Source organism: Streptomyces sp. PH10-H1 (assembly GCF_030063355.1).
Taxonomy (GTDB): Bacteria; Actinomycetota; Actinomycetes; order Streptomycetales; family Streptomycetaceae; genus Actinacidiphila.
In genome coordinates, this window is sequence record NZ_JASISZ010000059.1 from 17,188 (window position 1) to 34,377 (window position 17,190).

12 protein-coding genes and 3 pseudogenes are annotated in these 17,190 nt (G+C 71.0%); 5 read left to right on the plus strand and 10 right to left on the minus strand.

Features of this window, described 5'->3' with window-relative positions; translation table 11 throughout:
* Positions 1-370: pseudogene (locus tag QMK24_RS29280) on the plus strand (hypothetical protein); the annotation flags it as partial.
* Between the two features lie 137 nt (positions 371-507).
* On the opposite strand, the gene QMK24_RS29285 reads toward QMK24_RS29280, so the two are convergent.
* Positions 508-2,382, minus strand: coding sequence for a DUF6531 domain-containing protein (locus QMK24_RS29285; RefSeq protein WP_283469820.1), 1,875 nt, complete (start codon positions 2,380-2,382; stop codon positions 508-510).
* Positions 2,383-2,511: 129 nt separating this feature from the next.
* The gene (locus QMK24_RS29290) at positions 2,512-3,282 is read right to left on the minus strand and encodes an IclR family transcriptional regulator (RefSeq protein ID WP_283469821.1); all 771 of its coding nucleotides are present in this window, start codon (positions 3,280-3,282) and stop codon (positions 2,512-2,514) included.
* A 135-nt stretch (positions 3,283-3,417) separates the two neighbouring features.
* On the opposite strand from QMK24_RS29290, the gene QMK24_RS29295 reads away from it, so the two are divergent.
* Complete coding sequence (locus QMK24_RS29295) at positions 3,418-4,950, plus strand: aldehyde dehydrogenase (NADP(+)) (RefSeq protein WP_283469822.1); 1,533 nt, start codon at positions 3,418-3,420, stop codon at positions 4,948-4,950.
* A 176-nt stretch (positions 4,951-5,126) separates the two neighbouring features.
* Here the strand turns inward: QMK24_RS29295 and QMK24_RS29300 are convergent.
* The 6 genes and pseudogenes from QMK24_RS29300 to QMK24_RS29325 all read right to left on the minus strand — a co-directional run.
* A pseudogene (locus QMK24_RS29300) lies at positions 5,127-5,591 on the minus strand (MFS transporter); the annotation flags it as partial.
* An 18-nt stretch (positions 5,592-5,609) separates the two neighbouring features.
* On the minus strand, positions 5,610-6,509 hold the full coding sequence (gene thpD, locus QMK24_RS29305) for an ectoine hydroxylase (RefSeq protein WP_283469823.1): 900 nt from the start codon (positions 6,507-6,509) through the stop codon (positions 5,610-5,612).
* Between the two features lie 4 nt (positions 6,510-6,513).
* Positions 6,514-6,918 (minus strand): ectoine synthase, encoded by a 405-nt coding sequence (locus tag QMK24_RS29310; RefSeq protein WP_283469824.1) that lies wholly within the window; start codon positions 6,916-6,918, stop codon positions 6,514-6,516.
* Between the two features lie 59 nt (positions 6,919-6,977).
* Positions 6,978-8,258 (minus strand): diaminobutyrate--2-oxoglutarate transaminase, encoded by a 1,281-nt coding sequence (ectB, locus tag QMK24_RS29315; RefSeq protein WP_283469825.1) that lies wholly within the window; start codon positions 8,256-8,258, stop codon positions 6,978-6,980.
* A gap of 85 nt (positions 8,259-8,343) precedes the next feature.
* Complete coding sequence (gene ectA, locus QMK24_RS29320) at positions 8,344-8,859, minus strand: diaminobutyrate acetyltransferase (protein ID WP_283469827.1); 516 nt, start codon at positions 8,857-8,859, stop codon at positions 8,344-8,346.
* Positions 8,860-9,201: 342 nt separating this feature from the next.
* Positions 9,202-9,477, minus strand: a pseudogene (locus QMK24_RS29325) (alanine--glyoxylate aminotransferase family protein); the annotation flags it as partial.
* Positions 9,478-9,517: 40 nt separating this feature from the next.
* Here QMK24_RS29325 and QMK24_RS29330 point away from each other — a divergent pair.
* The 3 genes from QMK24_RS29330 (at position 9,518) to QMK24_RS29340 (ending at position 15,108) form a co-directional block, all read left to right on the plus strand.
* On the plus strand, positions 9,518-10,609 hold the full coding sequence (locus QMK24_RS29330) for an amidohydrolase family protein (protein WP_283469846.1): 1,092 nt from the start codon (positions 9,518-9,520) through the stop codon (positions 10,607-10,609).
* 284 nt (positions 10,610-10,893) lie between these two features.
* On the plus strand, positions 10,894-12,090 hold the full coding sequence (locus tag QMK24_RS29335; protein WP_283469828.1) for an SCO1860 family LAETG-anchored protein: 1,197 nt from the start codon (positions 10,894-10,896) through the stop codon (positions 12,088-12,090).
* A gap of 177 nt (positions 12,091-12,267) precedes the next feature.
* Positions 12,268-15,108, plus strand: coding sequence for an ABC transporter substrate-binding protein (locus tag QMK24_RS29340; protein ID WP_283469829.1), 2,841 nt, complete (start codon positions 12,268-12,270; stop codon positions 15,106-15,108).
* A gap of 37 nt (positions 15,109-15,145) precedes the next feature.
* On the opposite strand, the gene cobC is transcribed toward QMK24_RS29340, so the two are convergent.
* Complete coding sequence (gene cobC / locus QMK24_RS29345) at positions 15,146-16,267, minus strand: Rv2231c family histidinol phosphate aminotransferase CobC (protein ID WP_283469847.1); 1,122 nt, start codon at positions 16,265-16,267, stop codon at positions 15,146-15,148.
* 4 nt (positions 16,268-16,271) lie between these two features.
* The gene (locus tag QMK24_RS29350) at positions 16,272-17,171 is read right to left on the minus strand and encodes a sirohydrochlorin chelatase (protein WP_283469830.1); all 900 of its coding nucleotides are present in this window, start codon (positions 17,169-17,171) and stop codon (positions 16,272-16,274) included.
* Positions 17,172-17,190: the final 19 nt, after the last annotated feature.

Consider the following 17,190-nt stretch of genomic DNA (forward strand, 5'->3'; position numbering starts at 1 on the left):
GATCACGTTCAAGGAGGGCAGGGCCGGCTCGGTCGCCGTGCACGCCGACGTCAGCTTCGTCTACGCGGTGACCGCCGCCGACGGCCGATCGACGGCCGTCTCCCGCGCGATCGTCCGGCGCGTGCTGGACTTCGACGTCGCCGACCCGCAGATCGTACGGGTGACCCGGGGCAAGCTCTGGGTGTCCGAGTACCGGTACGACCTCGGCAACTCGGCCTGCGGTGTGTACGACGGCTTCATGCACCCGAGCATCGGCCCGGACGACACCGCGTCCGGCACCGCGGACCCCTCCGGACCCGCGGTCGACCCGTACGACCGCAGCAAGCCCCTCGACGGACGGCAGGAGTGCGCCCAGTCCACCCGCGTCTGACCCGTCCTGCCGCGTGGACTATCCGAGGTCGAACCCGGAGGGCGGCGGCAGGTCATCGGCGGAGAAGGCGAATCGCACTACAGCTCCGGCTCGGTGTTCACGGGTGGTTGCATCAGTCCTGCCGCGGCCAGGTGAGTTCATAGCCGCGTTCGCGGTCGAACGTCGTGGAGATCTCGAGGGGTGGGAAGTCGAACTCCTGGGCCGCCCAGCCAGCGACGGCCGCCGCGGCCGCCTCCGGCTGGTAGTCGGTGCGCTCGGTCGTTCCGTCGGACTGGGTACGGCTGACCAGCTTTCCCTCGACGTTCCAGGCCAGCGCGGCGACACCACCGAGCGGATCGGTGATCCCGGCCAGGCGTCCGAAGGGGCGTCCCGGAGGAGTTGATGATCTCCGCGAGGTCACCGTTGCCGTTGTAGCCGTAGCGGACGAGCACCGGCTGGTCGGGGTGGCTGAGCAGGCGGAGTTCGGTGATGCGCCGGTCCCTGGAGACCAGCCCGACGCGGTAGCCGCCGTCGTGCCGTACCTCGGTGGGGACTCCGTCCGGTGCGTACTCGAGCACGATCGAGTTGCCATGGCGATCGGTGACGGCGGCGAGCGGCAGTTCCGCGGGGGATCCGCTGAGCAGGGCCTGGAAATGCAGGGTGCGGCCGGATTCCGGCCGGGATATTCGCATGCGGCCGCCGGGGCTGCCGTCCCAGTCCAACGGCCAGCGCGGCCCTTCCACGGGCATGACCGACGCGTCCGGCAGGGGAACGGGGTAGGTCAGGATCATCCCGTCCTCGGAGGTGTACCGCACGCCCTGGTCGTCGATGATCAGCCGCTGGTCGAGCGTGGAGGCCCAGGACCGTCCGAACCAGCGCCCCGCCCGGTACGACGAGACATGGTGGCGCTCCAGCACCAGGGGCAGCACGCCGGGGAACTGGACGTCGGTGGCGGACATGACCATCTCGCCGGTGGCCACATCGATCGGGTCGCCGCACTTGTTGCGCTTGAACATGTTCACGGCGGTCTCGCGGAGCCCGTTCGCACCCTTGCGGATGCTGTTGGCCATGGTCTCCAGCATCTTCCCGCTCTTGAGCAGGACGGGGAGTTCCTTGGCCATCTTGGCGAGGCCGCCGAGGGTGGTGAGGCCCTTGAACATCGGGATGCAGTCGAGTGCGGCGAACGCCACGTCCCACAAGGACGCTTTGCCTTGGGCGTATTTGACGAGGGTGTCGGCGAGGACGACGAGGGCGGCGGCCAGGACGATCCAGGCGAGCGGGCCGCCGATGATCACCACGACGATGCCCAGGACCGCGACGATGACCTTGCAGACGGCGACGATGTCGTCCCAGTGGTCGGCGACCCAGTCGACCGCCTTCTCCCACCAGTGCTTGTTCTTGATCCCGGCGTCGGACGCCTCGTGCAGGGCGTGTTCCGCGGTCGACGCCGCCGTGTCGCGCATGTGGGCGGCCTGCGCCGCCAGCTCCTTGGCGGCGTCCAGCCGCTGCTGGGCGTCGTGGACGGCGGTGTTCGCGGACTTCTGCGCGTTCGAGGCGTCCAGCGCGTTACGCGTGGCGGTGCGGACCTCTTCGGCCGACGGCGGTTCCACGCCGGGCTTGGGATCGGCCTGGTACTCCTTGGACTTGTCGCCGGTGCGCTTCACCCAGTCGTCGGCGTTGCCCTGCGTGGTCTTGGCGGCATCCAGGTCCTGGCGGGCGGTCCGGCCCTGGGCCAGCGCCCGGTCGGCGTCCGCCTGCGCGGTCTCCAGCTTCGGCCAGTACGTGCCCAGCGCTCCGGAGGCCAGCCGGTGGGAGCGTTCCAGTTTGTCCAGCTCGCCCGGCAGGTCCCCGAACTGCTTGCGGTACTCGTCGGCGGCCAGACCGGCCCAGTCCTGCACCGCGTTGTTGCCGCTCAGCCCGCGCACCGAGCGCAGCGCCGAGGACACGTCGTCGGCGAAGTCGCTCAGCTTGCGGGCGAGTTCCTTCACCTCGTACGGGTCCCCGGGGACCGGATCCCGGTCCAGGTCCAGCACGCCAATCCGTCGGACGATTCGCGACGTTGTTCCCCCGTTGTGATCAACTCCGCGTAGATTCTTGCATTGTGGGAGCGGGGGCGACGAAGTGAGGCCGGGTCGTCGACGTTCTGTGACGATACGGGAACATCAGAGCCGGCGGGTGGCCAGGGTCAGGCGGTCGCGGGCGTCGAAGAGGGCGTCCTTGATCATCTGTTCGTGGGCCGGGGTGAGGCGGGCCACCGGGACGGAGCAGCTGACGGCGTCGCGGGCCGGGGTGCGGTAGGGGATGGCGATGCCGAAGCAGCGCAGTCCGAGGGTGTTCTCCTCGCGGTCGACGGCGAAGCCCTGTTCGCGGATGACGGCGAGTTCCTCGATGAGCTTCTCGCGGTCGGTGTGGGTGTGCTCGGTGAGGGGTTCGAGGGTCTCGGGGAGCAACTTCCGGACCTGCTCGTCGGGGTACGTGGCGAGCAGCGCCTTGCCGAGCGACGTGGAGTGGGCCGGGAGCCGCCGGCCGACCCGGGTGAAGGGCCGCAGGTAGTGCTGGGACTGGCGGGTCGCCAGGTAGACGACGCTGGTGCCGTCGAGGCGGGCCAGGTGGATGGTCTCGCTGGTGTCGTCGGAGAGCCGGTCGAGGGTGGGGCGGGCCGCGGCGACTACCTCGTCGCCGTCGATGTACGAGGTGCCGACGAGCAGGGCGCGGACGCCGATTCCGTAGCGCGTACCGGTGGCATCGGTTTCGATCCAGCCGAGCTCGACTAGGGTGCGGAGCAGCATGTAAAGGCTGGACTTCGGGTAGCCGACGGATTCCTGTACGGCCGCGAGGCTGTGCATACCGGGGCGTCCCGCGAAGAATTCCAGCAGCTCGACCGTGCGGACCGCGGACTTGACCTGAGAACCGCCACCGTCGCCAGCAGACATCGTCCTGACCCCTCTTGTTCGGCCCCGGACCCTGCAAGTAGGCTCCGGAATGGTTCAAAGATTCATAAGTGAAGACACTGTTCAGCATACCGAACAGTGCCTGATCCGCATGAGGTAAATCTGGAGGTTCCCCCGGTGGCTGTTCCAGTCTGGTCCGTCGACCCCCGTACCGGGAAGCAGCGGGAGCAGGTGGCGGATGAGGCCACTGCGCAGGAGATCGACGCCGCCGTACGCGCCGCGGCCGCCGCGGCGCCCGCGCTCGCCGACCGCAGCGTACGTGCCCGGCTGCTGCGTACCGCCGCCGACCTCCTGGAAGAGGCCGGCCCGCAGGTCCTGGAGGCGGCCGACGCCGAGACGGCGCTGGGCCCCGGCCGGCTGACCGGTGAGCTCGCCCGCACCACCTTCCAGCTGCGCGCGTTCGCCGACATCGTCGACGAGGGCGCCTTCCTGGGGGTCGTCATCGACCACGCGGACCCGGGCGCGAAGCCCGCGCCCCGCCCCGACCTGCGGCGTTACAAGATCCCGCTCGGCGTCGTCGCGGTCTACTCGGCCAGCAACTTCCCGCTGGCGTTCTCCGTCCCCGGCGGCGACACCGCGAGCGCGCTGGCCGCCGGCTGCCCGGTCGTCGTCAAGGCCCATCCGGACCACCCGGCCACCTCCGAGCTGTGCGCGAGTGTGCTGCGCCGCGCCGCCGTCCGGGTCGGGCTGCCCGCGGACGTCGTCTCCGTCGTCCACGGCTTCCGGGCCGGTATCGACCTCATCAAGCACCCGCTGGTCAGCGCCGCCGGATTCACCGGTTCCGTACGCGGCGGCCGGGCGCTGTTCGACGCGGCCGCGGCCCGCCCCAAGCCCATCCCCTTCCACGGCGAACTGGGCAGCCTCAACCCGGTCGTGATCACCGAGGCCGCGGCGGACGAGCGGGCCGAGCAGATCGGCGCGGGACTCGCCGGGTCCATGACCATGGGCGTCGGCCAGTTCTGCGTCAAGCCGGGACTGGTGCTGGCCCCGGCGGGCGAATCGGGCGACCGGCTGCTCAAGTCCCTCACTGCGGCCGTCAGCGACTCCGACGCGGGCGTGCTGCTCGACGTCCGGATGCGCGACGCCTTCATCGCCGGAGTCGAGGCCAGGGCCGCGCTCCCCGGCGTCGAGGCCCCGGTGACCCCCGGCTCGGGCGGCGAGCACACCGTCAGCGCCGGGTATCTGACCGTCCCGGCCGGCCGGCTGGCCGCGGAGGGCCCGCACGATCTGCTGCTCGAGGAGTGCTTCGGCCCGGTGACGGTCGTGGCGCGCTACGAGGACCGCGCGCAGATCTCCGCCGTGCTGGAGCGGCTGCCCGGCAACCTCACCGCCACCGTCCACATCGGCGAGGAGGAAGCCGGGCTGGCGGACGGCCCGGCCACCGCGCTGCTCGCCGAACTCACCCCACTGGCGGGCCGGCTGCTCGTCAACGGCTGGCCGACCGGCGTCGCCGTCGCCCCCGCCCAGCACCACGGCGGCCCGTACCCGGCGACCACCTCGACCTCCACCTCCGTCGGCGGAACCGCCATCGAGCGCTGGCTACGCCCGGTCGCGTACCAGGACACCCCGCCCGCGCTGCTCCCCGCCGAACTGCGCGACGAGAACCCGCTGAACCTCCCGCGCCGCTTCGACGGCCGGCTGGAGATCTGACCGTGCGCCACCCCGGCTCGGAGGTTCCCGCCGTCGACGGGCTGCCCTTCGAGCTGCGGGCGTACGGACCGGGCACCGGCCGGAGTTACGACGACGGCGCACTCGTCATCACCGCGGGTCCCGGCCAGGACCGCTTCGTGCACCCCGGCCGGGAACCGGCGGAGCCCGGTCTGCCGGCCCGCGTTGAGCACCCCCGCCGCCAGCCCGGCCCGGTCCGCCGGAACCGCGTCCAGCAGAGCGGCGGTCAGCGGCGGCACCGCCAGTGCTCCGCCCAGGCCGAGCGGCATCAGCAGCGCGGCCAGCAGGAGGGTGGGCGTCCCCGCGTCCACGGTCAGCAGCATCAGCAGACCCGCCGCCGTCACCAACTGCCCCGCCGCCATAGGGAGCCGGGGGCCGTAGCGGGTCGCGAGCCGGCCCGCGGCCACGTTCACCAGCGCGAGCAGCGCGGTCATCGGGATGAACATCGCGCCCGCCGCCACCGCCGACTGCCCGCGCGCCTGCTGGAAGAACAGGCTGAGCACGAAGACCATCCCGAAGAAGGCGGCGCTCAGCGCGAAGCCCGCCGCCACGCACACCGCGACGGCCTGGGTACGGAACAGGCTGAGCGGCACCACCGGGTGCGGGTGCCTGGCCTCCACCACGAAGAACGCGGTCCTCCGCTACCGCACCGGGGTGAAGTCACGTGCGCCGATGAACTCCGGCCGCCGGACCGGCGCCGCGAAGGGCTCGACCGCCGGGTTCTCCACGCTGTTGAAGACGATGAAGACGTTGCTGCGCGGGAAGGGTGTGATGTTGTCGCCGGAACCGTGCATGCAGTTGCAGTCGAACCAGGTCGCCGAGCCCGCCGCGCCCGTGAACAGCTTGATGCCGTGCTCCTCGGCCAGCCCGGTGAGCGCCTCGTCCGACGGGGTGCCGGCCTCCTGCATCTTCAGCGACCGCTTGTAGTTGTCCTGCGGCGTCTCGCCCGAACAGCCGAGGAACGTACGGTGCGAGCCGGGCATGATCATCAGCCCGCCGTTGGTGTCACGGTTCTCCGTCAGCGCGACCGAGACGGACACCGCACGCATCCGGGGCAGGCCGTCCTCGGCGTGCCAGGTCTCGAAGTCCGAGTGCCAGTAGAAGCCGGACGCCCCGAACCCCGGCTTGACGTTGATCCGGCTCTGGTGGACGTAGACGTCGGAGCCGAGGATCTGGCGCGCGCGGTCCGCCAGCCGGGGATCGCGCACCAGCTCGGCGAAGACCGCACTGATCTTGTGGACTTCGAAGACCGAACGGATCGCCTGGGACTTCGGCTCGACGATCGCCCGCGGGTCGGCCCGGATCTCCGGGTCGGCGCACAGCCGGTCCAGCTCCTGGCGGTAGCGGTCCACCTCGCCGGGCATCAGCAGCCGGTCGACGGTGAGGAATCCGTCGCGGTCGTAGCCGCGCAGCTCGGCCGGCTGGATCGGCCCCGGGGTGCCGTAGCCGGACCACACGACCGGGTCCTGACGGGGAGTCGAGACCTCGGACGCGCCGCGCGTCGGGTACCGGCTGGTGGTGATGTCGGTGGTCGTCGTCATGGCTTCAGGCTCCTTCGGGCTCGGTCAGCAGCGGGTAGACGCCGTTCTCGTCGTGCACCTCCCGCCCGGTGACGGGCGGGTTGAAGACACAGACGAAGCGCAGATCGCTCTTGGGCCGCATGGTGTGGCGCTCATGGCCGTCGAGAAGGTAGAGGGTTCCCGGGGAGATCCAGTAGGTCTCGCCGGTCTCGTCGTTGGTCAGCTCGCCCTCACCGTCGACGCAGAGCACCGCCTCGATGTGGTTGGCGTACCACATCGACGTCACGGTTCCCGCGTACATCACGGTCTCGTGCATCGAGAAGCCCACGCCCTCGGCGGCGAGAATGATGCGCTTGCTGCGCCAGGTGCCGGTCTCGGCGGTCACATCGCGGTCGGTGCCCTCGATGTCCTTGAAGGATCTGACGATCACGTGCCTGCCTCTGCTTTCTTTCCGCTCGTGTTCTGACGGTCTTGTGTTCAGACCTGTGCTCAGACGGTTTCGCTGAGGGATTCACTGACGGCCCGGGCGAGGATGCGGAGCCCCTCGTCCAGTTCGTCGGGAGTGATGGTCAGGGCCGGCAGCAGCTTGACGACCTCGCTGCGCGGGCCGGAGGTCTCCAGCAGCATCCCCAGCTCGAAGGCGCGGGCGCAGACCTTGCCCGCCACCGACGGGTCGATGAACTGCACGCCCCAGGCCAGACCCCGGCCCCGGTACTCGGCGCCTGCTCGCGCCTGCGCGGTGCAGATCTCCCGCAGCGCCGACTCGACCTGCTCGCCGCGCATCACCGTCTGCTTCTCCAGCTGGCCGTCGGCCCAATAGGCGTCCAGGGCGGCGGTGGCGGTGACGAACGCCGGGTTGTTGCCGCGGAAGGTGCCGTTGTGCTCGCCCGGCTCCCAGATGTCCAGCTCCGGCTTGAGGAGCAGGAGGGACATCGGCATGCCGTAGCCGCTGATGGATTTCGAGAGCGTGACGATGTCCGGCGTGATCCCGGCCTCCTCGAAGGAGAAGAACCCGCCGGTGCGCCCACAGCCCATCTGGATGTCGTCGACGATCAGCAGCATGTCGCGGCGCTTGCACAGATCGGCCAGCGCCCGCAGCCACTCCGGCCGGGCGACGTTGATGCCGCCCTCGCCCTGGATCGTCTCGACGATCACGGCGGCAGGCTGGTTGAGGCCGGATCCCTGGTCCTCCAGCAGCCGCTCGAACCACAGGAAGTCCGGCACCCGGCCGTCGAAGTAGTTGTCGAAGGGCATCGGGGTGCCGTGCACCAGCGGGACGCCCGCGCCGGCCCGCTTCATCGAGTTCCCGGTGACGGCGAGCGCGCCGAGCGACATGCCGTGGAAGGCGTTGGTGAAGGAGACGATCGATTCGCGGCCCTTGACCTTCCGGGCCAGCTTGAGCGCCGCCTCAACGGCGTTGGTACCCGTCGGGCCGGGGAACATCACCTTGTAGTCCAGGCCGCGCGGCTCCAGGATCACCTGCTGGAAGCGCTCGAGGAAGGTGCGCTTGGCGGCGGTGCTCATGTCCAGGCCGTGGGTGACCCCGTCGCGTTCCAGATAGTCCAGCAGCGCCCGTTTCAGTACCGGGTTGTTGTGCCCGTAGTTGAGCGCGCCGGCGCCGGAGAAGAAGTCGAGATACGGATGACCGTCCTCGTCGTACATCGTGCTGCCCTGTGCGCGGTCGAACACGACGGGCCAGCTGCGGCAGTAACTACGGACCTCCGACTCCAGGGTCTCGAAGACGGACATGTCGGGAGGGGTGATGGTCACAGGTGCCTGCTTTCGATGAATTCGTGAATTCGTGAATTCGGTGGAGCGAGGGGTGGAGCGAAGTTCTGAGGGGCGCGCCGTGGCGTCAGGCCAGCGGGCCGATGCGGAACAGCTCCTCGGAGCCGTGCCCGTCGGGGAACAGGGCGCCGGGGAAGAGGACTTCGCGGTCGACGGGTGCGCCGTGCCGCTCGGCGAAGGAGGCGAACAGCCGCTGCGAGGCCGCGTTGTCCGGAGTGATCGTGGTCTCGACGCGGCGGATGCCACCTGCGGCGACCCGTACGGCGAGGTGGTCGAGCATCGCCGCGGCCAGACCGCGGCCGCGCTGCCCGGCATCGACGGCCACCTGCCAGACGACCAGCGTCTGCGGCGCCTCGGGGCGGATGTACCCGGTCACGAAGCCCACCGGAACGCCATCCGCGGAGCGGGCCACCACCGAGGTGCCGGCGAAGTCGCGGCACCACAGCAGATAGCTGTACGAGGAGTTGAGGTCGAGGGTCTGTGAGTCACGGGCAATACGCCACATCGCTCCGCCGTCCTCGACAGAGGGGGCGTCGAGGAATGCGGGAGCGGCGGGCGATTTCAATTCCGTAGCGGCGTTCATGCGGAATGAACCTACCGAGCAGAAAGAGGAATTGCATGGGGCCAGGGTCTTTACGTGTCGAGAGGCTCGTGTTATCGCGCGAGCGGGCGCGGGTGGCCAAGATCCAGTCGAGAACCGGGGATTTGTCAGGACATTACCGGTCTATTCGACTGCGATGTGGAGTCCGTCACATCACCAGGGCACCACCGGAATCGTTCCGGAGCATTAATGAAATCTTGGCGTTTACACCTCGGAAGGCTGGGCAGAAGCCATTCGGGAGAAGGCTTCCGGGGTCTTCCGGAGAATTCTCCCTGGAGAGGTTGGAATTCCCGGAAGTGGTTTTCGTGTTTTTCTGACGGCGTTCTACTCGGACAGCGCCGTGCCCAGTGCGGCCACGCTCCGCGCGACCACGGCGGGATCCGCGTCGGGGCCGTAGTGGTTCACGCGGATCATCTCCATGGCGAGCGCGCCGCCGCCCGCGACGAGCGGGACCGACGGGTCCAGGGCGAGCGTCCGCGCCACCAGCGCGGTGGCATCGGTGCCCGCGGGCACCCGCAGCGTCGTCGCGACCGGCGCGGCGTCCCGCAGAGCGCGCACATACGGTCCCAGGCCGCCGCCGATGGCGAGCGCGCCGTCGCGAGCGTACCTCCGACCTTTTAGGGTGCTGGGCATGAGTGTCATGGGTGATCGCGGGGCGCTGCACGTCAAGGGCCGGGTACTGGTCGGGCCGGAGGACGTCAGGGACGAGGTGTGGGTGCTGGACGGCCGGATCTCGTACGACCGGCCGGCCGGCACGCGGGAGATGACCACCGTCGAGGGCTGGGCACTGCCCGGCCTGGTCGACGCGCACTGCCATGTCGGCCTCGACACCCACGGCCCGGTGGACCAGCAGAGCGCGGAGAAGCAGGCGCTGACCGACCGCGAGGCCGGCACCCTCCTGCTGCGCGACGCCGGGTCGCCCTCCGACACCCGTTGGGCCGACGACCGCGAGGACCTGCCGCGCATCATCCGGGCCGGCCGTCACATCGCGCGGACCCGCCGCTACATCCGCAACTACGCGTACGAGATCGAGCCGGGCGACCTGACGGCGTACGTCCGCCAGGAGGCGCGGCGCGGCGACGGCTGGGTGAAGCTCGTCGGCGACTGGATCGACCGCGAGGCCGGTGACCTGACGGCCTGCTGGCCGCGCGGCGCCCTGGAGGAGGCGATCGCCGCCGCCCACGAGGAGGGTGCGCGAGTCACCGCGCACTGCTTCGCCGAGGACTCGCTGCGCGACCTCGTCGAGGCGGGCATCGACTGCGTCGAGCACGCCACCGGGCTGACCGAGGACACCATTCCGCTCTTCGCGGAACGCGGCGTCGCCATCGTCCCGACCCTGGTCAACATCGCGACGTTCCCTTCGATGGCGGCGGGCGGCGAGGCCAAGTTCCCGCGGTGGGCCGCCCATATGCGGCGCTTGCACGAACGCCGCTACGACACGGTGCGCGCCGCGTACGACGCCGGCATCCGGATCTACGCCGGCACGGACGCGGGCGGTTCGCTGGCCCATGGCCTGGTGGCGGCCGAGGTCGCCGAACTCGTCAAGGCCGGTCTCCCGCCGGTCGACGCCCTTTCCGCCACGACCTGGGCGGCCCGCGAATGGCTCGGACGCGACGGCCTCACCGAGAGTGCCTCCGCCGACCTGGTCGTGTACGCCGCCGACCCGCGCGCGGATGTGCGGGTGCTGGCCGATCCCCGGCGCATCGTGCTGCGCGGACGTGTGGTGGGTTGACGCAGCGTTACGCGGAGCGGCCGTTGGTCGTTGTGCACCATCGCGTACGCCTCCGTGCGTCAACCGGGGTGGGGGCCGTCATCACGTGGCACGGGTGACGGGTGGGAACGGCCGTGCAGCAGGATTCGAAGACAATGCCGGAAACCACCCGTATGGGTGAACTCGCTTCAGGTAGTCGCCAGTTCACTCTCAGTGCGTAAATATGGCGGGACCGAGGTCGCCGGCGAGCGCGTTGTCCCCTTCAGCGCCGCCGCCGACTCCAAGCCACTCGTGGGGGTTCCACCGTGTACAGCTCCAACTTCAGCCTGCCCGCACGCCGTTCGGCCGCCGCCATCGGCGCGGCCGTCGCGCTGGCGGCAGGTGCCCTGGCCGCCGCCCCGGCGTCCCAGGCGAACACCTCCGGCGCATCCGGTTCCGGCGGTTCCGGCGGATCCGGCGGCGGCAGGTCCACCGCGACCGTGCTGCGCGCGGGTCTTGACGTATCGCTGTTGAACAAGACGGTCGACGTACCGTTGAACGTCTCTCTCAACGATGTGAAGGCACCGGCCGACGCCAATGAGACCGCGCTCACCGCGCAGCTGGACGGTGTGGATCACGGCAAGCCGTTCAGCATGCTGCGGGCCGATGTCGCGACCGCCAGGGCCACGGCCGACGCCCGCAAGGCGGAGGGATACGCGAACCTGGCCCGCGCCGAGGTGCATGTGCCGGGTCTACCGCTGCTGTCGTTGATCAAGATCGAGGCGGTCACGTCCAAGGCGGCCTGTGAGGCCGGAAAGAAGCCGACCGCTTCGTCCACCCTGGTCGGGGTGTGGGTCCTCGGCAAGAAGATCACCCTGACCGCCACGGGGACGACGAAGGTGGCGGTGCCGGCGGTGGGCGAGGTCAGCCTCGACCTGTCGAAGACCGAGACCACCTCGCGTACCGCGGCCGCCACCGCGCTGGAACTGACGGTGAAGGTCAACCCGCTCAATCTGAACGTCGCCGATGTCAGCGGCAAGGTGACGCTGGTCAGGGCGACCTGCGAGACACCGACGGTGGTCGATCCCACGACGGGCGGGGCGTCGAATGGCGGGGCCTCCAACGGCGGGGCCTCGAATGGCGGCGCGTCGAATGGCGGGGCCAGCGGCGGATCCAGTGGGGGCTCCGACGGCGGCTCCAGCGGCGGGCGTTCGTCCGGGGGAGCGTCGAACGGTGGATCGTCGGGCGGTGCCGACTCGGGTGGCGCCACCGGCGGCCAGTCCGGCTCCGGCGGCGGCAGCGGCGGTTCGGGCGGATCCGGCGGGGGCGGTGGGAACGGCGGTAGCGGTGAGAGCGGTGGGAGCAAGCCTCAGACCGGGCCCGGTGCCCAGAACCTCGCCGAGACCGGCAGCAGCTCCAACACCCCGCTGTTCGCCGCGGGCGCGGCCGGTCTCGTCGCGGTCGGCGGAGGCGCGCTGTACCTGACCTCGCGCCGCCGTAAGGCAGCGGAGGAGGACGTGTAGACGTCCGGATCCGACCGGATCCGGGCCCGAGGGGGACTCGGGGGGCCGAGGGGGAATGGGAGAGGGCGGCGCCGTTGTCGGCGTCGCCCTCTACTGTTGTCGCCAGGGGATCGCAGACAGAGTTCGCAGGGTTCGCGCGGGGTTCACACCGGGCGGGCCGGGGGGTCGGGGGTTGCGATGGACAGCGCGCTGTTCGGGGACAGGTACGAGATCAGGGAGCTGCTCGGCTCCGGAGGCATGGCCCGGGTCCATCTCGCGTACGACACCCGGCTCGGCAGAACCGTCGCGCTCAAGACGCTGCTGCCGGAGCTGGCCCGTGACGCCGACGCCCGGCGCCGCTTCGCACGCGAGGCGCGGGCCGCCGCCGGGCTCAACCACCCCGGCATCGTGACCGTCCACGACCAGGACGAAGTGCGGACGGGCGAGGACATCGTGCCGTACCTCGTGATGGAGTACGTCGACGGCAGCACCCTCGCCGACCTGGCCCGCAGCCAGGTCAGGCTCGACATCGAACGCGCCGTCAGGATCACCTGCGACATCCTGGACGCGCTCGCCCACGCCCATTCCCGCGGGCTGGTACACCGGGACGTCAAGCCGTCCAACGTCCTGATCACCTCGTCCGGTTCCGTCAAGGTCGCCGACTTCGGGATCGCCCGCGTCGTGCACTCGCTGACCCGGATCACCGGCACCGGATCCGCCCTCGGCACCCCCGGCTACATGTCGCCGGAACAGATCGAGGACCGTGAGGTCGACGCCCGCAGCGACCTGTACGCGGTCGGCTGCATGCTGACCGAACTCCTCACCGGCACCGTCCCGTTCCCCGGTCCGACACCGCTCACGGTGATGTACGCGCACGTCCACACGACCCCGCAGCCGCCCTCGGCGCGGAACGCGGCCGTTCCGCCCGAGCTGGACGCGGTCGTCATCTCCGCCCTGTCGAAGAACCCGGCGCTGCGCCCGCGCAGCGCGGCCGCCATGCGCGACGATCTGGCCGGTTGGCTCGCGGGTCCCGGGGGCGCCGCCACCCCGGCCCCGGTCCCCGCCCAGCGACCGGTCGTGCCGCTGCACCCGGCCTACAACCCGCCGCACACCCCGCCGCACACCCCCGCGCCGACCCCGACGCCGCTGACCCCGCCGGCAGCGGCGCGTCCCGACCAGCGGTTCCCGTCGCAGCAATGGGGCATGGCCCCGCCCGGGCCCTCAAGGTCCCCCGGGCCGCGCGGGCCGCGCCTGCCGAGCAAGGGCGGCCGTCGCGCACTCATCGCCGTCTCGGCGGCCGTGGTGCTGACGATCGGCGCGGTACTGGCCGTCCGTCTCGGCTCCTCGGCGCGCCCGGCAGAACACACCGTGACGGCTCTGGACCTCATCGGCAAGCGCACCACGGGCACCGGCTACAACGGCGCGGTCGAGGGCACCGTCAACCCGTCCACCGGCAAGGGCGGCACCCTCAAGCTGATGTCGTACTACGCCCCCGACTCCCTGGACCCGGCGCGCTCCTACTCACCGCTCGCCTGGAACCTGGACCGGCTCATGCTGCGCAAGCTCATGGACTTCGCCCCCCAGCCCGGCCAGGCGGGCGTCGCGCTCGCTCCCGACCTGGCCACCGCTGCCGGCACGATCGGCGACGGCGGCCGCACCTACACGTACACCCTGAAGAAGGGCGTGACCTTCGAGGACGGCACGCCCATCACGTCCAAGGACATCAAGTACGGCATCGAGCGGACCTTCGCGACCGACCTGTACCGCGGCGGCCCCACCCACCTCAAGGACCTGCTCGACCAGGGCCAGTCCTACCCGGGCCCCTACAAGGACACCGACCTGGGCCAGCTGGGCCTGAAGAGCGTGCTGACCCCGGACGACAGCACCATCGTCTTCCATCTCGACGCGCCCTTCGCCGACTTCCCCTATGTGCTGGCGCTGCCGATGTCCTCGCCCGTGCCGCAGGCGAAGGACACCAAGGACAGCTACGAGAAGCAGCCGGTCGCCAGCGGACCGTACAAGATCGGCTCCTACGAGCCCGGCAAGAAACTGCACCTGGTGCGCAACGACAAGTGGGACCCGGCCACCGACGGCATACGCACGGCCCTGCCCGACGTCATCGACTTCACCGTCTCGGCCAGCCGCGAGGTGGTCGACAACGCGCTGCTGAGCGGCGACGCCGACCTCGACCCCGCCCAGGCCGGCGTCGAGGACGCCACCCGTTCCAAGATCCTCGCCAGCGACAGCCTCAAGGCGAACGCGGACTTCGCGCTGGTCGGCGCCGTCCGCTACTTCTCCCTGCAGACCGCCGTCGCGCCGCTGAACGACTACCGCTGCCGCTGGGCGGTGCAGTACGCCGCCAACCGGACCGCGCTGCACGACGCGGGCGGCGGAAAGGACGCCGGGGATGTCGCGGGCGGCATGCTGCCGCCCACCGTCGGCGGCTACGACCCGCACCTGAACACCTTTGGCACGGCCACCGGCCAGAGCTATCCGGACCTCGCCAAGCGCCAGTTGTCCGACTGCGGCCACGCGTCTGGGTTCGCCACCACCATCGTCACGGCCAACGGCAACCCCCGGACCAAGGCCATCGCGGAGAACCTGCGCACGCAGCTCGCCGCCGTCGGGATCACCGCCAAGACCGAGTACCCCGAGCCCGCGGACCTGTACGACACCCTCGCCGACCAGAAGAAGATCAAGGACCGGGGCTGGGGCATCGTCCTGACCACCTGGCAGGCCGACTGGCCCACCCCGGCCGGCTTCCTGCGTCCGCTGCTGCTCACCGGCAACCCTTCCAACTACGCCGCCCTCAGCGACCAGCAGCTGAAGGACCTGATGGACGAGGCCGACGCCAAGACCGACCGCAATGCCGCCGACAGCGTCTGGCGCACCGTCGACTCCACCTCCCAGGACCGGGGCACCCTGATCCCGTTCCTCTATGTGCGGCAGCTCAACTACCGCTCACCGCGGCTGACGAACGTCTATCTCCACCCGGCGCTGGGCGGAGTGGACATCCAGGCGCTCGGCATCAAGAACTGAGCCTCCTGCCCAGGGACCGACGGTCGGCGACCGGCCGTCAGGGGCCGGCCGTCGAGGACCGGCCACCGGGTCCCGTGTGGCGGCGCGCCTTCGCGAGCGCTTCGGCGAAGGCGTCCGTCGTGGCGGCGTCGCGCACGGCGATACGCAGCCACCGCGGACCAAGACCGGGGAAGGTGTCCGCGCGGCGGACGGCGAAGCCGAGTTCGCGCAGCCGCTCCCGGACGGCCGCCGCGTCGGGCAGCCGGATCAGGACGAAGGGACCGGCGGGCTCGCCCGCCACCTCCAGGCCGTCGAACTCGCGCAGCCGGGTGAGGAGATACGCGCGGCAGGCCGCGATGTCCGCCGCGGCCCGCTCCGCCTCCGCCAGCGCGGCCGGCGCCACGCACGCCTCGATGGCGGCCAGCCCCGGTGAGGACACCGCCCACAGCGGCTGCGCCCGCTCCAGCAGGGCGATGCGATCGGCGCCCGCGAGCACGTAGCCGATCCGCAGCCCGGCCAGGCCCCAGGTCTTGGTGAGACTGCGGAGCACCACGAGGCCGGGTATGTCGCGGCGCGCGGCCAGCGAGGCGGACTCGCCCGGCACGGCGTCCATGAACGCCTCGTCGACCACCAGGGTCCGGCCGGGCCGGGCCAGCAGCGCGACCGTGCCGGACGGATGCAGCGCCGAGGTCGGGTTCGTCGGATTGCCGAGGACGACGAAGTCGGCGTCCTCGGGAACGGCCGCCGGGTGGAGGCGGAAGCCGTCGGCGGCGTCCAGGACCACCCGGTGCACCAGGTGCCCCGCATCCCGCAGCGCCGCCTCGGGCTCGGTGAACTGCGGGTGCACCACGACCGCGTGGCGCGGCGCGAAGGCCCGCGCCAGCAGCACGAACGCCTCCGCGGCTCCCGCCGTCAGCAGCACTTCGTCCGTGCGCCGTCCGTGCCGCAGCGCCACGGCACGGCGGGCTGCCCGCCCATCGGGGTACGCGGCCAGACCGTCGAGCGAAGCGGCGATCGTGGCCTTCAGCCACGCCGGGGGCGTACCGGCGCGGACGTTGACGGCGAGGTCGGTCAGCACTTCGCCGTCGTCGCGCACCTCCGCGTCACCGTGGTGCCGCAGGTCGTAGCCGTCAGAGCCGTCGGTACCGTCGGCGTCGTCGGTGCCTTCAACGCATCCCATGGCGTCAGTGGGAGTGGGCATGGTGACCGTGGCCATCGGAAGAGTCGCCTGAAGGGTCGTCGGGGTGGTGGTGCGGCTGCTGCGGCATACCGACCCGGTCCTCGAAACCGGGCAGTTCGACGCGGTAGACGCAGGAGTCGCAGTTCATCCGCAGATCGCCCTTGAGCGTCTCGCGGTAACGCTCCATCACCAGGTCGGCCAGCTCCGGCTCCGGGCCGATGACGTCCGCCTGCCGCACCTCGGTCTCCGGGTGCGCGGCGGCCCACTCGGCGGCCTGGGCGCGGACCCGGTCCGGCAGGATCCCGGTGAACAGGAAGTACGGCAGCACGACGATGCGGCCGGCGCCCAGCTTGCGGCAGCGCTCAAGACCCGCGGGGACGTCCGGCGCGGCCAGCGACACGAACGCGGTCTCCACGCTTGCGTAGCCGCGGCCCTCCCACAGCAGCCGTGCGACCTTGTAGATCTCGGCGTTGGCGTCCGGGTCGGTCGAACCGCGCCCGACGAGCAGCACCGTGGTGCCGGACCGGTCGTCGTCACCGAGCACCTCGTTCAGGCGCCGTTCCAGGATGGTCAGCAGGCCCGGGTGCGGGCCGAGCGGACGTCCGTAGGTGTGCGTCGTGCCCGGGTGCCGCTGCGCCTCGCGCGCCAGAGCCGCCGGAATGTCGCCCTTCGCATGCCCCGCCGACACCAGCACCATCGGTACCGCCGCGAAACTGCGTACGCCCTGCCGCACCAGCTCCGCCACGGAGTCGGCCAGCGGCGGCGGCGACAACTCGATGAATCCGCCGCCGACCGGCAGCCCGGGATTCTGCTCGCCGAGCTGCCGGACGAAAGCGCGGAAGGCTTCGGCTCCGGACTCGTCGCGGGTTCCGTGGCCGACGAGGAGGAGTGCGGGCGGGATCACAGGGGGTTCTCCTTGGTGA

Bases quoted from the DNA above. Each gene is read 5' to 3' on its own strand.
- cobC (WP_283469847.1), bottom strand. From the start codon at position 16,267: ATGGGATGCGTTGAAGGCACCGACGACGCCGACGGTACCGACGGCTCT.
- QMK24_RS29330 (WP_283469846.1), top strand. From the start codon at position 9,518: ATGGGTGATCGCGGGGCGCTGCACGTCAAGGGCCGGGTACTGGTCGGG.
- ectA (WP_283469827.1), bottom strand. From the start codon at position 8,859: ATGAACGCCGCTACGGAATTGAAATCGCCCGCCGCTCCCGCATTCCTC.
- QMK24_RS29290 (WP_283469821.1), bottom strand. From the start codon at position 3,282: ATGTCTGCTGGCGACGGTGGCGGTTCTCAGGTCAAGTCCGCGGTCCGC.
- thpD (WP_283469823.1), bottom strand. From the start codon at position 6,509: ATGACGACGACCACCGACATCACCACCAGCCGGTACCCGACGCGCGGC.
- QMK24_RS29340 (WP_283469829.1), top strand. From the start codon at position 12,268: ATGGACAGCGCGCTGTTCGGGGACAGGTACGAGATCAGGGAGCTGCTC.